We start from the raw sequence: 22,793 nt of genomic DNA, 5'->3' as shown, positions 1-22,793 counted from the left end.
CCATGCCGAGGTGGGGGCCCCGGCTCCCTCTGCCGGCATAGACCGGCAAGACCGCCGACGCCTTGCTGGCGCTGACCGACGGTCTTTCATCATCATGAATTAGAACGGCTATGATGGGAAGGGGGTGAGCGACGAGGCCCAAGGTTGATCGGCTCCGGAATGGGAACCATCCCGACTTGATTTACCGAGGGTATGAGGCAACTATTGCCTCTGCAATCAGGCGCGGGTTCCATGCCCACGATCCGGCGTTTCACGAATTGCAAGATCGCCATCTACGCGGATGATCACCGGCCGCCGCATTTCCATATCGAAGGCCGCGGTTTCCGGGCGATCGTAGAAATCTCGACGATGGCCGTGCTGGCGGGCTCCGCCCGGTCGGCCGAGGAGGCCATGGCGTGGGCGAGCGTCAATCGCGCGTTTCTTGCAGCGGAATGGCGTCGCCTGAACGAGCGGGACGGTGCCCGACATGACGGTGCGTGACAGGACTGTGCGTGACATGGAGATGCCGAACATCAAGGCCGTTCGGGCTGGGTCGGGCCGCACCCTCTACGTGACCTGGAAGGGGGGAGCGGAATGCCCTGTGGACCTCCGCGCCTTCGTCGAGCACTTCACGATCTTCGCTCCCCTCCGCGACGACGATGACGCCTTTCGCGCCGTCTCGGTTGGGGAATGGGGCTGGAACGCCCACTGGTCCGACACCCTCGAGATTTCGTCGGACACACTTTGGCGTCTGGCGCTCGAACAAGGCGGCGAATGGCTCAAGTCGTGGCGCGAGGAGCGGCGGCTGACGCAGCGCGAGGCCGCCGCGGCCCTCGGGGTGAGCCTCCGCATGTGGCGATATTACGAGTCGGGAGAACATCTCCTGCCGAAGACCGTCCGCCTCGCCTGCATCGGCTTCGACGCGACCTCGAAGGCGGCGTGACCAAAGGGGCGATCGCGGCAGGGGCGGCCCCGGACTGCGCTCGCAGCGGGTGCGCGCAGAAATGCCGATCCGGGGTCGACCGGAACGGCCGACAGCGCGCCCCGGCATGGCCGCCCCTCTTGCCGTAAGGCGTTTCTCCATTACATTCGGCCGATCAGGGAGAACAACACGATGGCGACGTTGACTGTGACCACGCGGGGTCAGGTGACCTTCCGCAAGGATGTGCTCCGGCATCTCGGCATCGAGCCGGGCGGCAAGATCAGGCTTGACCTCTTGCCGGACGGCCGCGCCGAATTGAGAGCCGAGCGGCCGGAAGGCTCCTGGGACGAACTGCGGGACTTCTTCGCGGGGAAGACGAACGGGGCGCGGCTTTCGATCGAGGAGATCGACGAAGCGATCGCCGACGCGGGCGCCGAGGCCGGCATGGCCGGAATGGATCAACCCGAGACAAAGACGCCATGAAGATCACGGCCGATACGAATGTGCTTCTGCGCATCGTGGTCCCCGGCGACGAGAAGCAACAAGCGGTGGCGATCGATACGCTGAAGACGGCCGACTCCGTCGCGATCAGCACCCATTCGCTGTGCGAACTCGCCTGGGTCATGGAGCGCCGCTACGAAGCGTCCCGCACGGACATCGCGGCCGCAATCCGCCTCTTCATGAAGACCAGAAACGTCGTGCTGAACCGCCCGGCGGTGGAGGCCGGCCTCGAAATGCTCGAAGCCGGCGGCGATTTCGCCGACGGCGTGGTCGCCTTCGACGGCCAGTGGCTGGGCGGCGAAACCTTCGTGTCGTTCGACCGCAAGGCCGTGAAGCTGCTCGGCGAGCAAGGCATCCCTGCTCTCCTCTTGAAGTAATGGCGGATCGCGTCGCGCGCCTCGATACTCACGCGAACGCCGGTGCGTTGTCGGGATGGGCGCAACAAGACGCGGGCTCCATCGATGACAGCGCACCATTGCGCCCGACGCCCCGATCGGTTAAGAGCGTTTCGCACTGCCGCGATTTCCGGCAGCCCCGAGGCAATGCGAAGAGACCCGTGCCCGTGAGCACCGCGCGTCACATCGCTGGACACCTGAGCGTCGCAGACGCCGCGCCTTCGCGCGCGCCCGGCGCCCTTCGTCTTTCCGGCCTCCTTCTCCTTAGCCGCCCCTGAGCGCTGGCTGGCCTCGTTTGCGAGGCAGGCACTCAGGGGATGACGCCTTCCGCAAGACGCCCACTGCAAGAGACCTTGCCCGCGGCGACTTCAAGAGACGAGCCGGACCTGCGAGCCCGAGGGACCCTTTGAGCGTCCGGGCCGCCACGACGAGGAAACCATCATGACCGCCGAAACCGTGAAAGCGACCGACACCGCGACGCGCTCCAACAAGGACCGCGTGCTGATCTTCGACACCACCCTGCGCGACGGCGAGCAATCCCCCGGCGCCTCGATGACGTTGGACGAGAAGATCCAGGTCGCCGAGTTGCTGGACGCCATGGGCGTCGACATCATCGAGGCCGGCTTTCCGATCGCCTCCGAGGGCGATTTCGAGGCGGTGAACGAGATCGCCAAGCGGCTGAAGCGCTCGACCGTCTGCGGTCTCGCCCGCGCCGCCTTCGGCGACATCGACCGCGCCGCCGAGGCCCTGAAGCCGGCCGAGAAGCGCCGCATCCACACCTTCATCGGCACCTCGCCGCTGCACCGCCAGTTCCAGTTGCAGTTGGACCAGGAGCAGGTCTACGAGCGCGTCGTCGCGACCGTGACCCGCGCGCGCAACTACACCGACGACGTCGAATGGTCGGCGATGGACGCGACCCGCACCGAGCACGATTATCTGTGCCGCGTGGTCGAGGCGGCGATCCGCGCCGGCGCCACCACCATCAACGTGCCGGACACCGTGGGCTATGCGACGCCCGAGGAATATTTCGCCCTGATCCGCATGCTGATCGAGCGCGTGCCGGATTCCGACAAGGTGGTGTTCTCGACCCATTGCCACGACGATCTGGGCATGGCGGTCGCGAACTCGCTGGCCGGCGTCCGCGCCGGCGCCCGGCAGATCGAGTGCACCATCAACGGCCTCGGCGAGCGCGCCGGCAACGCCGCCCTCGAAGAGGTGGTGATGGCGATCCGCACCCGCAGCGACGTGCTGCCTTATTATACCGAGGTCGAGACGCCGACCCTGATGCAGGCCTCCAAGCTGGTCGCCGCGGTGTCGAGCTTCCCCGTCCAGTACAACAAGGCGATCGTCGGCAAGAACGCCTTCGCCCACGAATCCGGTATCCACCAGGACGGCGTCCTGAAGAACGCCGAGACCTATGAGATCATGCGCCCCGAGGATGTCGGCGTGCGCTCGACCTCGCTGGTGCTCGGCAAGCATTCCGGCCGGCATGCCTTCCGCGACAAGCTGAAGGCGATGGGCTACGAGCTGGGCGAGAACGCCTTCGAGGACGCCTTCCGCCGCCTGAAGGACCTCGCCGACCGCAAGAAGCACGTCTATGACGAGGACATCGAGGCCCTGGTCGAGGACGAGATCGCGACCTCGAGCGAGCGCGCCAAGGTGATCGCGCTCACCGTGATCGCCGGCACCGGTTCGCCGCAGAAGGCGATCATCACGATGGATGTCGACGGGGTCCACGTCACCAAGGAGGCGACCGGCTCCGGCTCGGTCGACGCGACCTTCAACGCGATCCGCGAGATCATGCCTCACGATGCCAAGCTCGCGCTCTATCAGGTCCACGCGGTGACCGAGGGCACCGACGCCCAGGCCGAGGTGTCGGTGCGTCTCGAGGAGGACGGCAAGATCGCCGTCGGGCGCGGCGCGGACGTCGATACTGTCGTGGCCTCGGCGCGTGCCTTCGTATCGGCGCTCAACAAGATGTCCCAGCGCCGCCGCAAGTCCGCCCCGGGCGAGGCGACGCTACGCGCCGGCTGAGGCGCACGGGCGGGACGCCCCGCGCATTCGGCGGAGCCGTAAACCTCCCTACCCTTCTCCCCGTGTCGGGGAGAAGGCACGGCGACGCCTTCTGCAGTCTCAGGCCGTCCGGATCATCCGATCCGGGCGGCCTTTCTTCACAGATAAGGCGAGGCGAGCCAGACCATCCGGTTGCGCAGGCGCTGCCAGAACGGCAGCCCGCTGAGCGTCTGCAACGTCTCGGCGCGGGCGTTCGCGATCTGCTCTTCGATCCGCTTCTCGACCCATTCGGCGACCGTCCGATCGTGGATTTCGAGGTCGAGCTCGAAATTGAGCCGCAGGCTGCGCGGATCGATGTTGGACGAGCCGACATAGGCCCAGCGGCCGTCGATCGCGATCAGCTTGGAATGATCGAACGGTCCCGTCGCCCGCCACACCTTGCAGCCGCGCCGGATCACCTGATCGAGCTGCGCCGTCATTGCGTGGTCGACGAGCTTCAGATTGTTGGCGTCGGGGATGACGATGTCGACCTGAAGGCCGCGCCGCCCGGCGACCGCGAGCGCGCCGATGAGCTGCTGATCCGGCAGGAAGTAGGGCGAGGCGATCCGCACCCGCTCCTGGGCGACGGCGAGCGCGCCCATGATCATGCCGTGGTTGTTCTCGAGGTTCCGGTCCGGGCCGGACGGCATGGCGCGCACCCGCGCATGCCCCTCGACACTGCGGATGCCGCCGGGAAACCAGATCTCCCCGTCGAGCCGCTCCTTGGTCGTGAAGCTCCAATCGACCGCGAACACCGACATGATCTGGGGCACGATCGGCCCCTCGATGCGGAAGTGGGTGTCGCGTGCCGCGCCGGTGCCGGCCGCCGCGGTGGTAAACTCGGCGCGGATGTTCATGCCGCCGGTGAAGCCGAGCCGGCCGTCGATGATCAGCATCTTGCGGTGGCTGCGCAGGTTCGCATAGGCGAGCCCGAGGCCGAGCACGTGGCTCATGAACAGCGCCGTCTTGATGCCGCGCTCGCGCAGAAGCCGGGTGATCGGCGGATGGCTGTAGCGCGCCCCGATCGCGTCGATCAGCACGCGCACCACGACGCCGCGCCGGGATGCCTCGCTCAGCGCCTCGACGAAGGTGCGGCCGACCTCGTCGTTGTCGAAGATGTAGCTCGCGAGCGCGATCGATCGCTTGGCTCCGGCGATCGCCGCGAGCATGGCCGGGTAGGCCTCGTCGCCACCGCGCAAGGGGCGGATATCGTTGCCGCCGGTCAGCGGAAAAGGCGAGATCGTGTCGCCGAGCCGCTTCAGGGAGGCCCAGGCTGTCTCCTCCGGCCCCGCGGAGGCCTCCTCGTGGAGGTGCGAGCGGCCGTCGGAGACGTCGCCCGCTTCCGCCCGGGCGCGCTGACGGCTCACCACGCTGCGCCGCACCCGGTTGATCCCGGCGAGAAAATAGAGAATCGCGCCGAACAGCGGCGACAGGATGACGACGCCGACCCAGCCGATCGCCGCCCGGACGTCGTCCTTGTTGAGCGCGGCGTGGACGGCGGCGGGCACGCCCAGCGCCAGACCGCCGAAGAAGACGATATGGGGCCAATAATGGTCCCAGAAGGTCCAGCTCGATGGATCGATCCCGAAGAAATCCAAGGACTACCTCTGCGCCGGTTTAGAGCCCGGGGCGTGCACGCGGCGCGTGCCGGTCCGGATCAACCGGTCTGTTCTATCGCGTCGGCGCGGTCACGCCGAGTCGGGCTTCGGAGGATAGATGTGAACGACCCCGTTCGGATCCTCAATCTCCAGCGAGGTTTCGTCGTCGCCCGAGAGGTAGGTCGGCCCGATTGGGACCTTGCCGTGACCGCCGGGAATGTCGAGCACATAGCTCGGCTGGCAGAGGCCCGACCAACGGCCGCGCAGGGCCTTCAGGATCGCCTGGCCCTCGCGGATCGGGACGCGAAAATGGGATGTTCCCGGCGCGAGGTCGCCGTGGTGGAGATAATAGGGCTTCACCCGGCTCTCGACGAACGCGCGCATCAGGGCGCCGAGGCTGTCGGCGTCGTCGTTAATGCCCCGCAAGAGCACGGACTGGCTGAGCATCGGAATGCCGGCATCGACCAAGCGGGCGCAGGCGGCGCGGGCGGCATCGGTGAGCTCGCGCGCATGGTTGGCGTGGAGCACGACGTAGGTCGCAAGCCCATCGACCCGCAGGGCGGCGGCGAGCGCGGCATCGACCCGCTCCGGCGCAACGACCGGCACGCGGGTATGGAAGCGAACGATGCGGACGTGGGGGACCGCGGCGAGCGCCGCCATCAGGGCGGCGAGACGACGCGGCGAGACGACGAGCGGATCACCGCCCGTCACCACCACTTCCCAGATGTTGGCGTCACTGCGGATGTAACAGAGCGCCGCCTCGAGCGCTTCCGGCGACAGGAAGGCATCCTCGCCCGGGCCGACCATCTCGCGCCGAAAGCAGAAGCGGCAATAAACCGGGCAGACGTGCACGAGCTTGAGGAGGACGCGGTCCGGATAGCGGTGGACGATCCCCTCGACGGGGCTGTGGGCGGCGTCACCGATCGGATCCGCCCTCTCCGCCTCCAAGACGTGGAGCTCGGCGTCGGTCGGCAGGAACTGAAGACCGATCGGATCGCAAGGGTCGGCGGCCTCGATGAGATCGGCCATCGCGGGCGTCACGGAGACCGCGTAGCGCTCGGCCACGCGCTCGAGCGCGGCGAGTCGTTCGGTCGGAACGAGCCCCGCGTCGACGAGATCCTTCGGGCGGTGGAGGGTCCGCGGGGCGGACGGCGAAAAGGACTGCATGCCATGCTCCTAACCCGAGCGGCGACGCGGCTCCACAGATTTCCCGCGCGGTCCCACGCGCGGCGCGTGCCTGTCCGAGACGGTCCGCCAAGGGCGGCACAACGGCCGACGATCGCATCCGGTGTATGCCCTCATGGTCGTCGCATGTCGGAAATCGGATAACCCTCGTCGTTCTCCGTCACTTGCTCGAACAAGTCGCGTAGATGGCCGTGCTTTTCGAAATCTTCGTGTCATCTCGATCGAGAAGCGTTAAATCGCCTGCCTTCATCAACGGCTCGGAACTTTCATAGGTGGACTCACCGGTTCGTTTCGGTACTCCGGGCATCGCTCGGAAACGCGGCGTTTGCGAGATCGGCCTTGCCCCGGACCGTATTCACCTGCAAAACTCTGACATAAGCGCCGTTGCACGCGCCAACCGAACCGAAGGCGGCTATGGACCAGATGCACGCGTGGCGCGTGGCGTTGAAGACGAACCGTTCGGTTCGGCTGCTCGCGGTGCTCGGCCTCGCGCTCGTCGTCATCGTTCCCCTCGTGACGGCCATCATCATCGTACAATTGCGCCGGGAAGAGGTTCGTGGCGCAAGCCGAGAGTTGACGACGCTCGATCTCCTGCTGACCGAGGAGACGACGCGCGCGTTCCAGAGCGTGGATCTCGTACTCGACGCCATCGCGGAGAACGCGATCGGCACAGGCGCGCACGCCCCTGACGATTATGTCGCGCGGTCCGGAACGCGCGAGATGCACGAGTTCCTCAAGGCGAAGCTGACCGGCATCCCGCAGCTCGACGCGATCACCATGATCGCTGCCGACGGCCACCTCATCAACTTCTCCCGTTATTTCCCCATTCCCAGCGTCAACGTCTCGGACCGGGATTATTTCAAATATCTCAAAGAGCACGACACCACGGCTCCGTTCATGAGCGAACCCGTGCGCAACCGCGGAACCGGCACGTGGACGATCTATCTGGCCCGCCGCGTCAGCGCGCCCGACGGCACCTTCCTCGGCCTGGTGCTCGGCGCCATCGAGCTCGACTATTTCGACCGCCTCTATCGCTCCCTCGGCCTGATCGACGGGACGGCGATCGCCCTGTGGCGCACCGACGGGGTCTTGCTCGCCCATTTTCCGCCGCTCCCGGAGGGAACGGGCACGCGCTACTCGATGCGAATGTCCGCCAGCGTGACGCCCGACAAAGACGTTCAGGTGTTCCGAACCCATGAGAACAGTCCGTTCGGCGCGCGCCTCGTCGCGACCCGTGTCGCGAGCGATCTGCCCATCGCGGTCAACATCTCGCAGACGATGGAAACCGTGCTGGCGGATTGGCGGCGCCAGTCCTGGGTGATCGGGGTATCAGGCGGCGCCTGTCTCGTCGCGGCGCTGTTCCTCCTGTGGGCCTTCGCCCGGCGCATCCGCGCTTACGACGCCGTTGCCGCCGCCATGGCCGAGCGTCATCAGGCGATCGTCGCCCGCGAGGAGATGGAGCGACGGCTCCTCGAATCCCAGAAGCTCGAGGCGATCGGCCAGCTCACCGGCGGCGTGGCGCACGACTTCAACAATCTGCTCGCCGTGATCCTCGGCAATCTCGAGATGCTGCGCCGCCATGTCGGCGGCGATTCCAAGGGCATCCACTATCTCGACAACGCGATGCGCGGCGTCGAGCGCGGCGCGGCGTTGACCCAGCGCATGCTCGCCTTCGCCCGCCGCCAGGAACTGCGCCCCGGTGCGGTCGATCTCGTTGCGCTCGTCCAAGGCATGCAGGATCTGCTGCGCCGCTCGATCGGCCCCTCGATCTCGATCGAGTTGCGCTTCCCCTCGATCCTGCCGCCGGCGAACGTCGACGCCAACCAGCTCGAGCTCGCGCTCGTCAATCTGTCCGTCAACGCGCGCGACGCGATGCCCAACGGCGGCACGCTGTTCGTCTCGGCGACCCGGCGTGTCGTGCCGCCGGGGCGCGACGACGGCCTCGCCGCCGGCGAATATGTCTGCCTCGCCGTCCGCGACACCGGCACCGGCATGGACGAGGAGACGCTGCGGCGCGCCGCTGAACCGTTCTTCACCACGAAGGGCATCGGCAAGGGGACCGGGCTCGGCCTTTCCATGGTGCACGGCCTGGCCGCCCAATCAGGCGGTCGGCTGGTGCTGAAGAGCACGCCCGGCGAAGGCACCACGGCGGAAATCTGGCTGCCCGTCGCCGCCGCCGAGCAGCCGCAGACCCTTGCCGCGCGCGCGGGCGCAACGGCACCCGAGGACGGCGACGAGGTCTCCGACTTCGCACGGCTGCGCATCCTCCTCGTGGACGACGATCCCCTCGTGCTCACCGGCACGCGGGAGATGCTCGAGGGCCTCGATCACGTTGTGCTGCCCGCTGCGAACGCCGAGGAGGCCATGCGGCGCCTCACGGCGGGCGAGGCGGTCGATCTCGTCATCAGCGACCATGCGATGCCGGGGATGACGGGGGCCACCCTCGCCTTGGAGATCCACAAGCGCTGGCCGCACATGCCGATCCTCATCGCGACCGGCTATGCCGAGATCATGGACGAAGAACGATACGACCTGCCGAGGCTACGCAAGCCGTTCCGCCGCCGCGACCTCGCGGCCGCCATCGCCGAGACCATCTCGGCGAACGAACCGTCCGACACCCGCGCGGCATCGTGAGCATCTGCCGAACTGACGAATGGTCAGGCCCGGAGAACCGGCCCCGCCTGCCGATACCCTGCGCCCCGATTGGGACCTTAGACCGCGCCGCGGGGCCACCGCGCGCGAAGACGTGCATTTCCGTGGGGTCGGATCCGCGCTTCTCTGACGTTTAGGACGACTTGCCACCCTATCTGCAACCCCGAACGGAGCCGCGCCGTGCCGGATGTGATGCACCGTGTCCTGATCGCCGAAGATGAGGATCTGATCGCGCTCGTTCTCGGAGAGATGCTGTCGGACCTCGGCCACCGTGTCGTGGCGGTCGCCGAACGGGTCGAGGAGGGCGTGGAACTCGCGCGCGACGCCGATATCGATCTCGCAATCCTCGACATCAATCTCGATGGCGGCCTCTCGATGCCGATCGCGGATGTGCTGACCGCGCGCGGCATTCCCTACATCTTCGCAACCGGTGGCACCGTGCGGCTCGAGGCGCCCTACGCCTCCCATTTCGTGCTGCGCAAGCCTTTCACGCAGGCCGCCCTTCGAGCAGCCCTCGAAACCACCCCCTGAACGGGGCGCTACCCGCGCAAAAAAGCCGGCCGGCCCCGCGGGCCGACCGGCTTCACGATGTGCTGATGCAAAATCAGACCGCCGAGCGGATGTGCTCGTTAAGGAGCCGACCGACCTCTGTCTTCACCTCGACCTGCGGCATGTGACCGACGCCGGGGAAGAGATGGACGGCAACCGTGCCCGGCAGACCCGCCACGTGACGGCTCGGGATGATCTGATCCGCGGTGCCGTGGACGATGCGGATCGGCATCGCGAGACGGGCGAGCGCCGCCCGCACGGAGAACGCCTGGGTGCTCTCCGGGAAGAGCGCCGCGATCACCTGTTCCTCGTTCGCCGCCGTCGCGGGCTCGGCCCGCTGCTTGAGGCGCGCCTTGACGAAGGCCGGCGCGATCTGCGCCTCGTCGGCGAACAGAAGGCGCATCCACGGCGTCAGGCTCGCCTCGCCGGTGGCGCGGGAGAAGCCGGACAGGAACGCGCCGTTGATCTCCGGGCCGAGGCCGGCGGGCGACAACAGCAGAAGCGAACGCACCTCCGCCGCCACCCGTTCGGCAACCGCCGTCGCAACCGCCGCGCCGAGCGAATGGCCGACGAGATCGACGCTCGCGAGGCCCTCCGCGGCGATGGTGTCCGCCACGGCGTCGGCAAGGAGATCGAGCGTCGGAGCCCCCGACAGCGGCGACGCGCCGTGACCCGGCAGGTCGACCGCGAGCACCGGCCGATCGAGCGACAGCCCGGCGAGCAGCGGCCGCCAGCCGTTGAGATCCGCCCCGAAGCCGTGGACGAGGACGACCGGCGCCCCGTTGCCTTGGCGTAGCCAGGCGCGGTGCAGCGGCCCGCCGGCCTGAACGGCGCGGGGGATGGGCGCAGACGCGGCGGCGATCGGCGCCGAAGGCATCGGCGCAGCGGCGACGGCGGCCGGTGCCGGCGTCACGGCGGCGGCCTGACGCACGTCGGCGCTCGTCACGCGGCCCCGCGGGCCGGAGCCCGGCAGGTTGGCGAGATCGATGCCGTGCTGGCGGGCGAGCTGGCGGGCGAGCGGCGTCGCCCGGGGCCGGCCTTCGGCAAAGGCCGACGCGGCCGCCGGCGCTGGCTCCACGGCCTGGACGACGGGCGCCGGGCTGGGAGCCACCGCCTCCGGCACCGGCTCGGCCGTCGGAGCCGCGACGGCGGGCGCCTCGTAGGCTTCGCCGGGCGCGAAGATACGCGCGATCACCACGCCCACCGGCATCTCGGTATCGAGAACGTTGAGCAGGTCGCGGATCTGGCCGGAGGCCGGGGCCTCCACTTCCATCGCCGCCTTGTCGGTCTCGATCTCGAAGATCGGCTGGCCCTTCTCGACGGTGGCGCCGTCCTCGACGAACCACTTCGAGATCTTGCCCGTCGCCATATCCATGTCGACGCGCGGCAGGATCACCTCGGTCGACATGTCAGATCCTGTCCTTCACGAGATTGCGGATCGCCTCGGTGATCCCCGGAACCTGGGGCACCGCGGCCTTCTCGAGCTCGGGATTGTAGGGCAGCGGGGATTCGGCGCCGCCGAGCCGAACGATCGGCGCGTCGAGATAATCGAACGCCTCGCTCTCGGCGATCCGGGCGCTGACCTCGGCGCCGATGCCGAGCGACTTGACGCCCTCGTAGACGCAGACGAGCCGGCCCGTCTTCTTGACGCTCTCGACGAGCGTCGGCTCATCGATCGGCCGCAGCGAGCGGAGATCGATCACCTCGACGTCGATGCCTTCCTTGGCGAGCGCCTCGGCGGCTTCGAGCGACTTGTGGACCATCAGCGCGGTCGCGACGACGGTCGCATGGCGACCCTGACGACGCACTGCGGCCTTGCCGAGGGGCACCGTATAATGGCCCTCCGGCACCGGGCCCTTCATCTTGTAGAGCACCTTGTGCTCGTAGATCATCACCGGATCGGGGTCCTCGATCGCGGCGAGCAGCAGTCCCTTGGCGTCGTAAGGCGTCGAGGGCTGGATCACCTTGAGACCCGGCACGTGGGCGAGCCACGCCTCGAGGCTCTGGCTGTGCTGGGCCGCGGCGCCGGTGCCCGAGCCGCCGGGGAAGCGCATCACCAGCGGCACCGAGACGTTGCCACCGAGCATGTAGCGCAGCTTGGCCGCCTGGTTGACGATCTGCTCCATGGCGAGCGTGGCGAAATCCGAGAACTGGAACTCGAAGATCGGCCGCATGCCGGTCAGCGCCGCGCCGACCGCGACGCCGGCGCCACCGAGTTCGGAGATCGGGGTGTCCATCACCCGGTCTTCGCCGAAGCGGTGGACGAGATCGCCCGTCACCTGGAAGGCGCCACCATAGACGCCGATATCCTCGCCCATCAGGAACACGCGCGGATCCGCCTCCATGGCGATCGCCATGGCCTCCTGGATCGCCTGCGCGTAGCTCAGCTCACGGACCTCGGCCCCGGCTTGGTCCTTGTTGTCGACCTTAGCGTCCATCACGGGTCCCCGAACTCAAACGGTGTAGACGTAGCGCGTCACGTCGGCGGGCGACGGCGACGGGCTCTCTTTGGCGAATTCGATCGCGGCGGCGATCTCGCGCTCGACGTCGTCGCGGATCGCGGCGATCTCGTCGCGGGAGATCAGGCCGAACTCGCTCAGTTCGTTCTCGAACAGCGTGATCGGATCGCGGCCCTGCCAGGCCTCGATCTCCTCCTTGGTGCGGTAGCGGTTGCGGTCGGAGCGCGAGTGGCCGCGGATGCGGTAGGTCTTGCTCTCGATCAGCGTGGGGCCCTCGCCGCGGCGGGCGCGCTCGGTCGCCTCGAAGGCGGCGGTCGCGACGTCGGCGAAGCGGTTGCCGTCGACGATCACGCCCGGCATCGAATAGGCGGCGGCGCGTTCGGCGACGTTCTTCACCGCGGTCGAGCGCTCGGTCGAGGTCGACATGCCATACTTGTTGTTCTCGCAGACGAAAACGACCGGCAGCTTCCAGATCGAGGCCATGTTGAGGGCTTCGTGGAAGGCACCCTCGTTGTTGGCGCCGTCACCGAAGAAGGACACGACGACAGAGTCCTTGCCCTGCTTCTTCATGGAGAGCGCGGCGCCGACCGCGATCGGAAGGCCGCCGCCGACGATGCCGTTGGCGCCGAGATTGCCGCGCGAGGGATCGGCGATGTGCATCGAGCCGCCACGGCCCCGGCAATAGCCGTCTTCCTTGCCGAAGAACTCGGCGAACATGCGCTTCACCTCGGCGCCCTTGCCGATGCAGTGGCCGTGGCCACGGTGCGTGGAGGTGATGTAATCGGCGTCGGAGAGCGGCATGGTCGCGCCGACCGCGCTCGCTTCCTGACCGATCGAAAGATGCATCGTCCCGTGGATGAGGCCGCGCATATAGGCCTCTTCCGCGCCTTCCTCGAAGCGGCGGATCAGCAGCATCTTGCGCAGCGCGCCGTGCAGATCCTGCGTCGAAAGGCGCCGATAAATATCGGGAAGATTAGGGGAATCGGTCGCAGCCGCTGCGGGCTGAGTCATGGGACTGCTCCTCCTGGATCAAGTGCGGATCGGCGTGCGACCCGCCACGTCTCTGCGGACGCGTTTCGCCAACGACCGAACGTCGCCGGTCGGGCGACGTCCGGAAGCGGGTGGCGTTCCGCTGAATGCGCCCGGGCCTTGCGGCCCGGACCGTCGGGGAATCGTGCGGCTCTCGCCGGTCGTATCGCGGCGATCAGGCCGCGATGAACTGCGCGTCCGACTGGTCGAGCCGGCGGCGGATCTGCGTGACGACCATCGAATCGTCCGGCACGCAATTGTCGTAGGTCAGGTTCTCGCCGGCCTTGATCGGCTTCACGACCTTGGCGCGCTCGGCGAGACCGATCGGAATGGCGCGCACGTCGCGGGCGCCGGTCCAGGTCATCGCCCAGCCGCGATAATCCGTCTCGCCGATCTTGCCGAGGGTGTCGCCCGGGGCGAGGTCGCGCTTGGCGACCGCCGTGCACTCGGCGACCGGACGGTCGATCGGCTGCATGTCGGCGCGGCCATGGAGCACGGCGCGCACCGCCGACAGCGGCGTCTCGAGGCTCGTCAGGTGATAGGGGCGGAAGATGGTGAAGCACGGGCCGGGGCCGACCTTGAGGTCGATCATGCGCTCGAGCACGCGCGGGTGGCGCGGCTTCACGATCGCGAACACGCCCGGCGCGACGCCCTTGCCGATCGAATAATCGACGACGCCGGCCTTGTTGAGGATGCCGCCGTCGGCCTTCGTGCAGAGCACCTGGGCGAGCTCCTCACGGGTCGCCTTCGGGCCGTGCATGCCCGGAACGTCCGGCTCGAGGCCGGTGGCGTTGGCGATCGCCACCATCTCGACCATCGTCTTGGTGCCGTCGACGAACTCGACCAGCATGCGCGCGTTCATGTTGCGCGCCTTCGCCTCGGCCTCGTACTCGACCGGCACGGCGTCGAACTTCAGCGGGTTGTTCTTGCCCTTGCCGGCGGCGACGACGTCGAAACCGAGATTCTGGGCGAACGCGATGACTTCCATGGTGCAGGCCGGCTCGTCGCCCGCCGCGCCGGTGTAGACGACGCCCGTCTTGCGCGCCTCTTCCTTCAGGAAGCGGCCGACGGTGATGTCGGCCTCGACGTTGAGCATGACGATGTGCTTGCCGTTCTTCATCGCCTCGAGGGCGATCAAGGTGCCGACATTCGGGTTGCCGGTGGCGTCGATGACGACGTCGATGTGGCCCGCGGCGCAGAGCGCGTGGAAATCCTCGGTGACGGCGACCTTGCCGTGCTCGATGGCGCGGTCGATGTCGGCGGCGGTCACGGCGTTGACCACGTCGCTGCGGTCACGGCCGGCCATCACGACGGCCTCGATGGCGTTCTGCGGGAAGACTTCCGAGATCGCGCCGATGCGCACGCCCTTCATGAGCGACACTTCGACGACGATGTCCGTCCCCATCTGGCCCGCGCCGGCAAGGCCGATGGTGACCGGACGGCCGGCCTCGGCACGGGCGGCGAGCTCGGCGGCGAGTCCGAGTTGAGCGGTGATGGTCATTCTTCCTCCAGGCGCGATCCGTTGACGCGAGACGACGTCGCTTCGGGCGACAAGATAGGTACTTTTGTCTTTTGGTCAATCACAATGTGCAGGCAAGGCGCTTCACCGGCGCGTGCGTCGGCGGTGTTCGGGCGGCAATCACGGACGATTCCGGCGGCCCGGGCCGCCCTCCCTTTTCCGGGTCGACGCCCGCGGAACCCGTGGGTTCGCGGGGCCGCGCCTCAGTGGGCCGAAAGGGCAGCCGCACGCATCGCCGGCCGGGCGGCGGCGTATCCCGGGAGGGTCCAGTTCGGCTCGTTGCCGGTGAAGCAATCGAAGAAGCCGATGGCGAGATTGGGGTCCTCGGCGACGTTCTCGCGGAACGACCACCAGGTCCTGAGATCGGACGCCGCCGGCGCGATCGTCAGCGCCTCGCCGAACTCCTGCTCCAGCACCCCGTCGAGCACGCTCATGCAGAAGGAGGTGCCGAGATAGCCTTCGGGCCAGAACGCGGCGACCGAGGCGGCATCCGCCGGCTCGGCCGGTCGGACCGCGGCAACCGGAGAGGCGCGGAAGAATTCCCGCAACATCAGGGCTGCAGCGAAGTGGGCGAAGTCGCGCCGGTTGATTCGCGCCGACGCCTTCTGCTCAGCAAAGGCTTCGAGCCAGCGGAAGAAAGCCTCGACCAGACGCGTCTCGTCGATCTCGAACGTGACGCCGCTCTCCAGCGAGGCACAGGCGAGCGCCCGCCGGAACGTGCCCCGGAAATGCTTCAGACGCCGCACCTGATGGCGCAGATCCGGCACTTTGGCGAGTTCCTGACCCAGTCTGTGGTCCACGGCCGCCTCCCTGATGTTCTTGATTTTAGACCGCTTGGCCCTTCTGCGCCAAGCGTCGTCCGGCCTATCCCCGCCGAGAAACGTGGCGTCGCGACGCTATCGGCTCGCGCGCCGGCTCGCTAGGCTGGGGACAGCCGGTCGGTCATATAAGCACAGATTGACATGGCCGAAGTCAAATGTTCAATTGGCCGGAACGGGCCGATACGAGCCCGGTGAATGCTCCGGGAGAGAAACGCGGTCGTCCGATCGCCGCGACCGGAGCGGGAGCGCACGATCATGCAACTCTGGCAGCTCGGTCTGATACTCCTGGCGGTCGTCTGGGCCCTCCAGGCTGTCGGCACGTGGATGCAGATGAAGCACTACCGGGAGGTGATGGGGGATATCTCCCGCCGCTGGTCCGACGGATTCGTGGGGGCTGGCAATGCCCGCGGACGTCTCGGCAAGGGCGTCATCCTCATCCTGGTCGTGTCTCCTGACGGCATCGTCCGCCGCCTCGCCGTGATGGAGGGGCGCAGCGTGATGGCCAAGTTCAAGCCCCTCACCGAATTCGAAGGAAAGCCGCTCGCCGAATTGCGGGACAACGGCTTCCCCGGCAAGGAGAAGGGCCGCAATCTGGCTCTCTCCCGAGCGATCGAGCAGATCGACCGAACCCGGTCGAAGGCCTCGGCGCCCGATCCCACCAATCCCCAAATCGCACAGGCGTGAGCCCCACGCCTACGAACCCTTGATCGACGGCCGACCGCGGCCAGAAGCGCGGCGGCCCCTTAGACGGGAGGAACCATGTCCATCATCGCCATGTTGGCCCAATCGGCCGACATCACCATGCACGGCCTTGCTTATGGCGGCCTGCACGCCGAGGCGGCCGCCCGCCTCGCCGGTTCCGTGGCACATCTGAGCGATGCCGGAATCATCGCCCAGGCGAGCGACGGGGCCCAGCATTACACGATGGTCGCCCAGGCCGGCGCCACCGACGCCACCAACTACGCGGCGCAGGTGAAGACCGTCGGCCAGGACGAGCAGATCGGCTGGCTCGGCCTCATCGGCAAGCACTTCATCGGCGTGTTCCAGAAGGGCGGCGAGACCTTCGCCGGCTTCGTCACCGGCATCATCCCGACCCTCGTCGTGCTGATGACCGCGTTCTACGCCGTCACCGAGATCGTCGGCGAGCACCGCGTCCACGGCATCGCCCAGGCGGCGGGCCGCATCGCCCTCACCCGCTACACCCTGCTGCCGCTCATCGCGGTGTTCTTCCTGACGAACCCGATGGCCTACACCTTCGGCACCTTCCTGGAAGAGAAGCACAAGCCGGCCTTCTACGATTCGGCCGTGTCCTTCGTGCACCCGATCCTCGGACTGTTCCCGCACGCCAACGCCGGCGAGTACTTCGTGTGGGGCGGCGTGCTCGTCGCGCTGACCTCGCTCGAGAAGGCCGGCACCGTGCCCGCGAATTATCACGTCACGGTTGCGATCTGGTACTTCATCGTCGGCCTCGTCGTGTGCCTGCTCAAGGGCATCCTGACCGAGCGGATCACCGCTTTCCTGGCGCGTCGCCAGGGCGTCGAACTCTGAGCCGCGGACGAGGGAGAACAACAACATGGCTGACAAGTACAAGGCCGTCCGCGTCGAGCGTGGCAATACGGGTTGGGGCGGACCGCTGGTGATCCAGCCGACCGCGCAGCGCGACAAGATCGTCGCCGTCACCGGCGGCGGCATCCCGGCGGTTGCCCAGCAGCTCGCCGACATGACCGGCGCGACCGTCGTCGACGGCTTCCGCTCCCCGCCCGTCGAGGGCGAGATCGCGGCCGTCGTGATCGATTGCGGCGGCACCGCCCGCTGCGGCGTCTATCCGCGCAAGCGCATCCCGACCATCAACCTGACCCCGGTCGGTCAGTCGGGCCCGCTCGCCCAGTACATCACCGAGGACATCTACGTCTCGGGCGTGACGGGCAAGTCGTTCAGCTACGCCGACGGCTCGCAGCCGGCGACGGTGGCGGGCGGCGCGTCGGCCTCGACCGCCGCGGCGCCGAAGCCCGCTCCGGCTCCGGTGCCCCAGGGCGGTGGCGGCCTCGTCGGCTTCATCACGGCGATCGGCCGTGTGATGGGCCGCGCGGTCAACATCTTCTTCAACGCCGGCCGCCGCACGATCGATCAGGTCATCCGTAACGTTCTGCCGTTCATGGCGTTCGTGACGATGCTGATCGGCATCATCCTCTACACCGGCATCGGCGACATGCTCGCCGCGCCGATGGGACCGCTCGCCAACAACATCGTCGGCCTCGTCATCCTGTCGGCGATCTGCGGCCTGCCGTTCCTCTCGCCGATCCTCGGCCCGGGCGCCGTCATCGCGCAGGTGATCGGCGTCGCCATCATCGGCCCGCAGATCGCCAACGGCACCATCGCCCCTGCGATGGCCCTGCCGGCGCTGTTTGCCTACAACACCCAGGTCGGCTGCGACTTCGTGCCGGTCGGCCTGGCGCTCGGCGAAGCCAAGCCGAAGACCATCGAAATCGGCGTGCCGGCGGTTCTCCTGAGCCGCCAGATCATGGGCCCGGTTTCGGTCGTCATCGCCTGGCTCGCGAGCTTCGCTCTCTGAAGCGCGGCGGCGAGACGCCGCCATCGCTCCCCTCCCGAAGGTCCGGCGCCCGCGCCGGACCTTCTTCCAACCCCGGGAATCCCATGACCATTCGCTTGCGCACCGCGATCACCGAAGTCGGCCCCGGCGTGGCCGAGCTCCTCGAAGGCGGCGTCCTCATCCTGTTCGCCGAGGGCGCCCCGCCCGAGCTCGCGGAGATGTCGATCCTGCACGCCGTCGTGGAAGGCCCGACCGCCGATGCGCCGCCGGTCGGCGCGGAGCTCAAGATCGGCCCCGTCAGCACGATCGTCACCGCGCTCGGCGATGCGGCCTGGAAGAAGGTGGCCGACATCGGCCACGTCGTCATCAATTTCGACGGTGAAGAGACCGCGGGCCGGCCGGGCGAGATCTGCGCCGCCCCCGTCAACGCCGGGGAACTCGCCGCCGCCCTCAAGTCCGGCGCCGAGATCGTCATTTCGGACTGATTTCCAAAGCTTTACGGGACGTTCTTCCCGAAGCGTTGTTCCTCTGTACCGGACCGGCGGGCGCCGAAAGCGGCGCCGCCATCCGGAGGAAGTCGGAGTTCTCTCGATGGTGCTCGAACGCACGGTGATCGTCCGCGTGCGCGACGGCCTGCACGCCAGGCCCGCGACGCAGTTCGTCAAGCTCGCGAAGTCCTTCCAGTCGAAGGTCGAGATCGTGCGTGGCGGCCGCGCGGCCGACGCCAAGAGCTCGGTCAAGCTGATGCTGCTCGGCGTCAAGGAAGAGGACGAGGTGACCCTGCGCGCCGACGGCGACGACGCCGAGGCCGCCCTCACCGAGCTCGTCGGCTTCGTGCAGAATCCCGACGCCGAGATGCCGGCGGTGCAGGCCGCCGCTGCGGCCCCCGCCGCGCCGGCTCCGGCCCCCGCCGTCCCCCCGCCCCAGCCGTGAACCCTGCTGAGCGCCGCGGCGTCGCCGCGAGCGAAGGCACGGCGATGGGCGTCGTCTTCCCGTTCTTCCCCGAGCCGCTGCCGACGGCGCGCGAGGCGATCGCCCCGGCGCAGATCGAGGCGGAGATCGCCAGGTTCCATGCCGCGCTCGACGCCACCGCAGCGAACCTCGTCGCGAGCCGCGACAAGCCGGGCCTGCGTCCGGCCGACCGCGAGATCATCGATGCTCTCCTCGAGGTCGCGCGCGATCCTGAATTCGTCGGCGGTGCCGAGGAGCGCATCCGCGGCGGTGTCTCGGCCGTCACCGGCGCGATCGAATCGGGCAACGCCCTCGCCGCCCAGTTCGAGGCCCTCGACGACCCCTATCTGAAGGCGCGCGCCGAGGACGTTCACGGCATCACCCGCAACGTCGCCGCGACGCTGCTCGGCCGCCGCGAGATCTCGCTCGCCGACGTGCCGCCGCGCGCCATCCTGGTCGCCGAGGAGATCAGTGCCTGGGACTTCGCCAAGGCGCCGATCAAGTCGATCGCCGGCATCCTCTGCACCAAGGGCGCCGCGACCTCCCACGTCGCCATCATGGCCCGCGCCCATGGCATCCCTGCGGTGCTCGGCTACCATCATGCCGCCGCCGCCGATCTCAAGGCCGCCAAGATGGTGGCCATCGACGGCGCCACCGGCGAGGTCTTCCTCGATCCCGATCCGGCCACCGCCGAGCGCATCGCCGACCGCATCGCGGCCGAGCGAAAGGTCAACGAGGCGCTCGCCGCCTATCGCGACGTGAAGCCGGTGACGCGCGACGGCCGCGAGATCGAGGTCGCGGCCAATCTCGGCTCGCTCTCCGAGATCGACGGCGCGCTCGCCGCCGGCGCCATGGGCGTCGGCCTGTTCCGCACCGAACTCCTCTTCATGGAGCGCAAGACGACGCCGAGCGAAGATGAGCAGACGGTGATCTACACCGAGCTCGCCCGCGCCTTCGCGCACCGCCCGGTCATCGTGCGCACCCTCGACATCGGCGGCGACAAGCCGGTCGCCGGCGTCGAATTCCCCCACGAGGACAACCCCTTCCTCGGCTGGCGCGGTGTCCGCATGTGCCTCGACCGGCCGGACATCTTCAAGCCGCAGCTCAAGGCGCTGCTGCGCGCGGCGGTCGTCGGCAACGTCAAGGTGATGGTGCCGATGGTGGCGACCGTCGACGAGGTCGAGGCGGTGAAGGCGCTCGTCGCCGAATGCCGCGCGGAACTCTCCGCAGCCGGAATCGCCTTCGGCGAGTTCGAGCTCGGCATCATGGTCGAGACGCCGGCCGCGGTGTTCGCCGCCGACGCGCTCGCCAAGGTGGTGTCGTTCTTCTCGATCGGCACCAACGACCTGACCCAGTACGTGATGGCGGTGGACCGCCTCAACCCGCGGGTCGCGAGCCTCAACCGCACGGAGCAGCCGGCGGTGATGGCGGCGATCGCCCAGGTCTGCCGCGCCGCGCGCGAGGCCGGCATCTGGGTCGGCATGTGCGGCGAAGCGGCCGCCCGCCCGGATCTCATTCCCCGCTTCGTCGAGATGGGCATCACCGAACTCTCGATGAGCCCCGCCTCCATCGCGCGCGCCAAGAAGACGGTGCTGGAGATCTGAGGCGATCGAAAAGCCCGTGCTCAACGGAAAGGCCGCCGGATCGTCTCGGCGGCCTTTTCATTTCGACGGGAGCTTTTGCTGAGATAGCTCCCCCGCCTCACGGCAGATGCGGGACGTCCTGCGCGAAGAGGCGGGTCAGGTCGGCGACGGCTTGCGAGCTCGCGATCGCCGGGTGGAAGCGATCGAACCGGGCGGTGACGACGGTCGTCGCGCTCTCCACGACATCGGCCGGGTCCACCACCTCGCGCCCGTCGCGGTAGGAGGCGATCGCGGTGGCGAGGCCGATGACGCAGCCGGTCCAGGCGTTCGGCGCAGCAAGCAGTTGCCGGCTCGCCGGCAGCGCCTGCTGGGGCAGATCGAGCCGGCGCACAGGCCGCTCGGCCGACAGCGCAACGGCGATTTCGGCCGAGAGGCGGAGCATCGCCTCGTCGGAATGCGCCTCGGCAACTGCGCCCTGCCGGCGCTCGATCACAGTCCGCCGCGCCGCGTCGATCGCGTGCTCGAACACGACCGCGTTGCGCACGCCGGCGGTGCGCAGGAGATATTTCAGGAATCCGTAGAGGCTCGCGGTGAAGGCCGCGCCGTCGTCGGCGACGAGGGCGACCGCGGTGCGCGGAAACAGGGCGCCGGGCCGCGGCGCGGGGCCGCTCGCGAGAACCGAGCTCGCCACGCTGTCGACCTCGCGCAGGAGGCCGTCGGCAACCCGGCCGACCACCGGCGCTTGTTCGACGAGCCCGCGGGCCCGGATCGCCACATCGCCGATGAGCCCGAGCGGACCCGTCGTCTCGGAGGCGCCGTCGCTCTCGGAGCGCAGCACATAGCGCAGGTCGCGCAGGCCATCCTTGACGGTCAGCTTGAATTCCTGGGCGAAATCGCGCACGGGCCGATCCTCCTGGGGTGCCGGTCCTACTCGGGTCGCGGCCCTGGTTCGGGCCGAAGACGGAACATCATAGCATGAACGGGCGTCAGGCGCCCTCGCCCACCGTCTTCAACATCGCGGCCGCGGTCACTTCGTCGGTGATGAACACGGTCGGCTTCAGAAGCTTCAGGGCGCCGAGGATCGCCTCGACCTTCTCCGGGCCGCCGGAGGTCAGGATGCGGGTCGGCGTGTCCTTGATGAAGTCGATCGGCACCGCCATCACCCGGCTGTTCACCGGATGATCGACGATGCGCCCTTCGGCGTCGAAGAAGAAATAGATCATGTCGCCGACCGCCCCGTGCTCGATCAGCGAGGCGCGGTCGTTCTCGGAGAAATAGCCGAACCGATAGGCGGTGCTGGTCGGTGCCACGCCGCCGACGCTGAGCACAACCGCATCGAGGGTGCGGGCGAAGCCGAACACGTCTGAGAGGCCGCAACGCTCGATCAGCGCCTGTTTGGTCTCGACGCTGTCGACGAGGGCCGGCGCCGGCAGCAGGTAGCAATCCGCCTGGAAAAGGCGGGAGAACTGCCAGGCGAATTCGGCCGGGTTGTATTGCTTCGCCTTGGTGATGCCGCCGAGGAGCGAAACGACGGAGAGGTCCGGCGTCGGCCGCTCGTCGATGAAGGAGAGCGCACGCAACAGCGTGCGGCCCCAGCCGACCCCGAGCTTCATGCCGGGCTTGACGAAGTCGGAGATGAATTGGCCGGTCGCGGCACCGATCGGCGCGGTCGGATCGGCGTCGGCGGTCGAGAGCGGCGCCACGATCGCCTCGCCGAGGCCAAAGGTGCGTTCGAGCGCGCGCTCGAGGCGGGGCAGTTCGGCGACCTCGCGGCTCAGCGAGATCTTCACCTCGTGCAAGGCGCGGGCGTCCGAGAGCAGGCGCACCACCGTGACGCGGCCGATGCCCAGCGCCTCGGCGATGGCGTTCTGCGTCATCTCCTCGACATAATACATCCAGGCCGCACGCAGCCGCAGGCGCGCCGAGCGCCGTCCGACCGGCTCGACTTCGACCAGATCGGCCTCTTCCCGGTTGGTCTTGCGCGGCGTCGCGCTCTTGGTGGCCGGCTTGGCGCCGGCATGGGCGTTGGTTTTTGCTTGCGACATGC

Annotated in this window: 22 protein-coding genes; 13 read left to right on the top strand and 9 right to left on the bottom strand. The window is 68.2% G+C overall.

Annotated features, from left to right (window positions below; all coding sequences use genetic code 11):
• Positions 1-231 precede the first annotated feature (231 nt).
• The 5 genes from F0357_RS16560 to F0357_RS16540 all read left to right on the top strand — a co-directional run bounded on the left by F0357_RS16560 (position 232) and on the right by F0357_RS16540 (position 3,831).
• Positions 232-480, top strand: a complete 249-nt coding sequence (locus F0357_RS16560; protein ID WP_153484563.1) for a DUF4160 domain-containing protein — start codon at positions 232-234, stop codon at positions 478-480.
• Positions 467-922, top strand: coding sequence for a DUF2442 domain-containing protein (locus F0357_RS16555; RefSeq protein ID WP_246161702.1), 456 nt, complete (start codon positions 467-469; stop codon positions 920-922). Before F0357_RS16560 ends, F0357_RS16555 begins: the two co-directional genes overlap by 14 nt.
• 171 nt (positions 923-1,093) lie before the next feature.
• Positions 1,094-1,384: an AbrB/MazE/SpoVT family DNA-binding domain-containing protein gene (locus F0357_RS16550; RefSeq protein WP_153484557.1), complete on the top strand. Its 291-nt coding sequence runs from the start codon at positions 1,094-1,096 to the stop codon at positions 1,382-1,384.
• Positions 1,381-1,779, top strand: coding sequence for a type II toxin-antitoxin system VapC family toxin (locus F0357_RS16545; protein WP_153484554.1), 399 nt, complete (start codon positions 1,381-1,383; stop codon positions 1,777-1,779). Before F0357_RS16550 ends, F0357_RS16545 begins: the two co-directional genes overlap by 4 nt.
• Positions 1,780-2,238: 459 nt before the next feature.
• Positions 2,239-3,831: a 2-isopropylmalate synthase gene (locus tag F0357_RS16540; RefSeq protein WP_153484551.1), complete on the top strand. Its 1,593-nt coding sequence runs from the start codon at positions 2,239-2,241 to the stop codon at positions 3,829-3,831.
• A gap of 137 nt (positions 3,832-3,968) precedes the next feature.
• Here the strand turns inward: F0357_RS16540 and F0357_RS16535 are convergent, their stop codons facing one another.
• A complete protein-coding gene (locus tag F0357_RS16535) occupies positions 3,969-5,447 on the bottom strand; it encodes a phospholipase D-like domain-containing protein (protein ID WP_153484549.1) in 1,479 nt (492 codons plus the stop codon).
• Positions 5,448-5,537: 90 nt separating this feature from the next.
• Positions 5,538-6,614 carry a lysine-2,3-aminomutase-like protein gene (locus F0357_RS16530; RefSeq protein WP_153484547.1) on the bottom strand — a complete coding sequence of 359 codons (1,077 nt, stop codon included), beginning with the start codon at positions 6,612-6,614 and terminating at the stop codon, positions 5,538-5,540.
• 432 nt (positions 6,615-7,046) lie between these two features.
• Between F0357_RS16530 and F0357_RS16525 the strand changes: the two genes are divergently transcribed.
• The gene (locus tag F0357_RS16525) at positions 7,047-9,266 is read left to right on the top strand and encodes a hybrid sensor histidine kinase/response regulator family protein (protein WP_153484545.1); all 2,220 of its coding nucleotides are present in this window, start codon (positions 7,047-7,049) and stop codon (positions 9,264-9,266) included.
• A gap of 198 nt (positions 9,267-9,464) precedes the next feature.
• Positions 9,465-9,815: a response regulator gene (locus tag F0357_RS16520; RefSeq protein WP_153484542.1), complete on the top strand. Its 351-nt coding sequence runs from the start codon at positions 9,465-9,467 to the stop codon at positions 9,813-9,815.
• Positions 9,816-9,888: 73 nt separating this feature from the next.
• On the opposite strand, the gene F0357_RS16515 is transcribed toward F0357_RS16520, so the two are convergent.
• The 5 genes from F0357_RS16515 to F0357_RS16495 form a co-directional block, all read right to left on the bottom strand.
• The gene (locus tag F0357_RS16515) at positions 9,889-11,241 is read right to left on the bottom strand and encodes an acetoin dehydrogenase dihydrolipoyllysine-residue acetyltransferase subunit (RefSeq protein WP_153484539.1); all 1,353 of its coding nucleotides are present in this window, start codon (positions 11,239-11,241) and stop codon (positions 9,889-9,891) included.
• 1 nt (position 11,242) lies between these two features.
• Positions 11,243-12,271 carry an alpha-ketoacid dehydrogenase subunit beta gene (locus F0357_RS16510; protein WP_153484530.1) on the bottom strand — a complete coding sequence of 343 codons (1,029 nt, stop codon included), beginning with the start codon at positions 12,269-12,271 and terminating at the stop codon, positions 11,243-11,245.
• Between the two features lie 15 nt (positions 12,272-12,286).
• Entirely contained in the window at positions 12,287-13,303 is a 1,017-nt protein-coding gene (locus F0357_RS16505; protein WP_153484525.1) for a thiamine pyrophosphate-dependent dehydrogenase E1 component subunit alpha, read from the bottom strand.
• Between the two features lie 193 nt (positions 13,304-13,496).
• Positions 13,497-14,822 (bottom strand): NAD(P)H-dependent oxidoreductase, encoded by a 1,326-nt coding sequence (locus F0357_RS16500; protein WP_153484522.1) that lies wholly within the window; start codon positions 14,820-14,822, stop codon positions 13,497-13,499.
• Positions 14,823-15,043: 221 nt separating this feature from the next.
• The gene (locus F0357_RS16495) at positions 15,044-15,640 is read right to left on the bottom strand and encodes a hypothetical protein (RefSeq protein WP_153484519.1); all 597 of its coding nucleotides are present in this window, start codon (positions 15,638-15,640) and stop codon (positions 15,044-15,046) included.
• A 276-nt stretch (positions 15,641-15,916) separates the two neighbouring features.
• Here F0357_RS16495 and F0357_RS16490 point away from each other — a divergent pair, with 276 nt between their 5' ends.
• From F0357_RS16490 to ptsP, 6 genes are all read left to right on the top strand, one after another.
• Complete coding sequence (locus F0357_RS16490) at positions 15,917-16,345, top strand: transcriptional regulator GutM (protein WP_153484516.1); 429 nt, start codon at positions 15,917-15,919, stop codon at positions 16,343-16,345.
• Between the two features lie 75 nt (positions 16,346-16,420).
• Positions 16,421-17,209, top strand: a complete 789-nt coding sequence (gene srlA / locus F0357_RS16485; RefSeq protein WP_246161497.1) for a PTS glucitol/sorbitol transporter subunit IIC — start codon at positions 16,421-16,423, stop codon at positions 17,207-17,209.
• A 25-nt stretch (positions 17,210-17,234) separates the two neighbouring features.
• On the top strand, positions 17,235-18,233 hold the full coding sequence (gene srlE, locus F0357_RS16480; protein WP_153484513.1) for a PTS glucitol/sorbitol transporter subunit IIB: 999 nt from the start codon (positions 17,235-17,237) through the stop codon (positions 18,231-18,233).
• A gap of 83 nt (positions 18,234-18,316) precedes the next feature.
• A complete protein-coding gene (locus tag F0357_RS16475) occupies positions 18,317-18,697 on the top strand; it encodes a PTS glucitol/sorbitol transporter subunit IIA (protein ID WP_153484510.1) in 381 nt (126 codons plus the stop codon).
• Positions 18,698-18,803: 106 nt separating this feature from the next.
• On the top strand, positions 18,804-19,145 hold the full coding sequence (locus F0357_RS25290) for an HPr family phosphocarrier protein (RefSeq protein ID WP_312861631.1): 342 nt from the start codon (positions 18,804-18,806) through the stop codon (positions 19,143-19,145).
• Entirely contained in the window at positions 19,142-20,767 is a 1,626-nt protein-coding gene (gene ptsP / locus F0357_RS16470) for a phosphoenolpyruvate--protein phosphotransferase (protein WP_312861630.1), read from the top strand. The genes F0357_RS25290 and ptsP overlap by 4 nt, the downstream gene beginning before the upstream one ends.
• A gap of 97 nt (positions 20,768-20,864) precedes the next feature.
• Here ptsP and F0357_RS16465 read toward each other — a convergent pair whose 3' ends face one another.
• Together F0357_RS16465 and F0357_RS16460 are read right to left on the bottom strand one after the other, a co-directional pair.
• Positions 20,865-21,647 carry a hypothetical protein gene (locus F0357_RS16465; RefSeq protein WP_153484507.1) on the bottom strand — a complete coding sequence of 261 codons (783 nt, stop codon included), beginning with the start codon at positions 21,645-21,647 and terminating at the stop codon, positions 20,865-20,867.
• 85 nt (positions 21,648-21,732) lie between these two features.
• Positions 21,733-22,791, bottom strand: coding sequence for a sugar-binding transcriptional regulator (locus F0357_RS16460; protein WP_153484505.1), 1,059 nt, complete (start codon positions 22,789-22,791; stop codon positions 21,733-21,735).
• Positions 22,792-22,793 lie beyond the last annotated feature (2 nt).

It is taken from the genome of Segnochrobactrum spirostomi (assembly GCF_009600605.1).
Classification (GTDB): Bacteria; Pseudomonadota; Alphaproteobacteria; order Rhizobiales; family Segnochrobactraceae; genus Segnochrobactrum; species Segnochrobactrum spirostomi.
The sequence above is the reverse complement of the archived record's forward strand: the minus strand, read 5'-3'. Positions and strand labels throughout refer to the sequence as shown.

What these genes read in the sequence shown, in the direction of transcription:
- F0357_RS16560 (WP_153484563.1), top strand. Translation starts at nt 232, where the DNA reads ATGCCCACGATCCGGCGTTTCACGAATTGCAAGATCGCCATCTACGCG.
- F0357_RS16555 (WP_246161702.1), top strand. Translation starts at nt 467, where the DNA reads ATGACGGTGCGTGACAGGACTGTGCGTGACATGGAGATGCCGAACATC.
- F0357_RS16550 (WP_153484557.1), top strand. Translation starts at nt 1,094, where the DNA reads ATGGCGACGTTGACTGTGACCACGCGGGGTCAGGTGACCTTCCGCAAG.
- F0357_RS16545 (WP_153484554.1), top strand. Translation starts at nt 1,381, where the DNA reads ATGAAGATCACGGCCGATACGAATGTGCTTCTGCGCATCGTGGTCCCC.
- F0357_RS16540 (WP_153484551.1), top strand. Translation starts at nt 2,239, where the DNA reads ATGACCGCCGAAACCGTGAAAGCGACCGACACCGCGACGCGCTCCAAC.
- F0357_RS16530 (WP_153484547.1), bottom strand. Translation starts at nt 6,614, where the DNA reads ATGCAGTCCTTTTCGCCGTCCGCCCCGCGGACCCTCCACCGCCCGAAG.
- F0357_RS16525 (WP_153484545.1), top strand. Translation starts at nt 7,047, where the DNA reads ATGGACCAGATGCACGCGTGGCGCGTGGCGTTGAAGACGAACCGTTCG.
- F0357_RS16515 (WP_153484539.1), bottom strand. Translation starts at nt 11,241, where the DNA reads ATGTCGACCGAGGTGATCCTGCCGCGCGTCGACATGGATATGGCGACG.
- F0357_RS16510 (WP_153484530.1), bottom strand. Translation starts at nt 12,271, where the DNA reads ATGGACGCTAAGGTCGACAACAAGGACCAAGCCGGGGCCGAGGTCCGT.
- F0357_RS16505 (WP_153484525.1), bottom strand. Translation starts at nt 13,303, where the DNA reads ATGACTCAGCCCGCAGCGGCTGCGACCGATTCCCCTAATCTTCCCGAT.
- F0357_RS16500 (WP_153484522.1), bottom strand. Translation starts at nt 14,822, where the DNA reads ATGACCATCACCGCTCAACTCGGACTCGCCGCCGAGCTCGCCGCCCGT.
- F0357_RS16490 (WP_153484516.1), top strand. Translation starts at nt 15,917, where the DNA reads ATGCAACTCTGGCAGCTCGGTCTGATACTCCTGGCGGTCGTCTGGGCC.
- srlA (WP_246161497.1), top strand. Translation starts at nt 16,421, where the DNA reads ATGTCCATCATCGCCATGTTGGCCCAATCGGCCGACATCACCATGCAC.
- srlE (WP_153484513.1), top strand. Translation starts at nt 17,235, where the DNA reads ATGGCTGACAAGTACAAGGCCGTCCGCGTCGAGCGTGGCAATACGGGT.
- F0357_RS16475 (WP_153484510.1), top strand. Translation starts at nt 18,317, where the DNA reads ATGACCATTCGCTTGCGCACCGCGATCACCGAAGTCGGCCCCGGCGTG.
- F0357_RS25290 (WP_312861631.1), top strand. Translation starts at nt 18,804, where the DNA reads ATGGTGCTCGAACGCACGGTGATCGTCCGCGTGCGCGACGGCCTGCAC.
- F0357_RS16460 (WP_153484505.1), bottom strand. Translation starts at nt 22,791, where the DNA reads ATGTCGCAAGCAAAAACCAACGCCCATGCCGGCGCCAAGCCGGCCACC.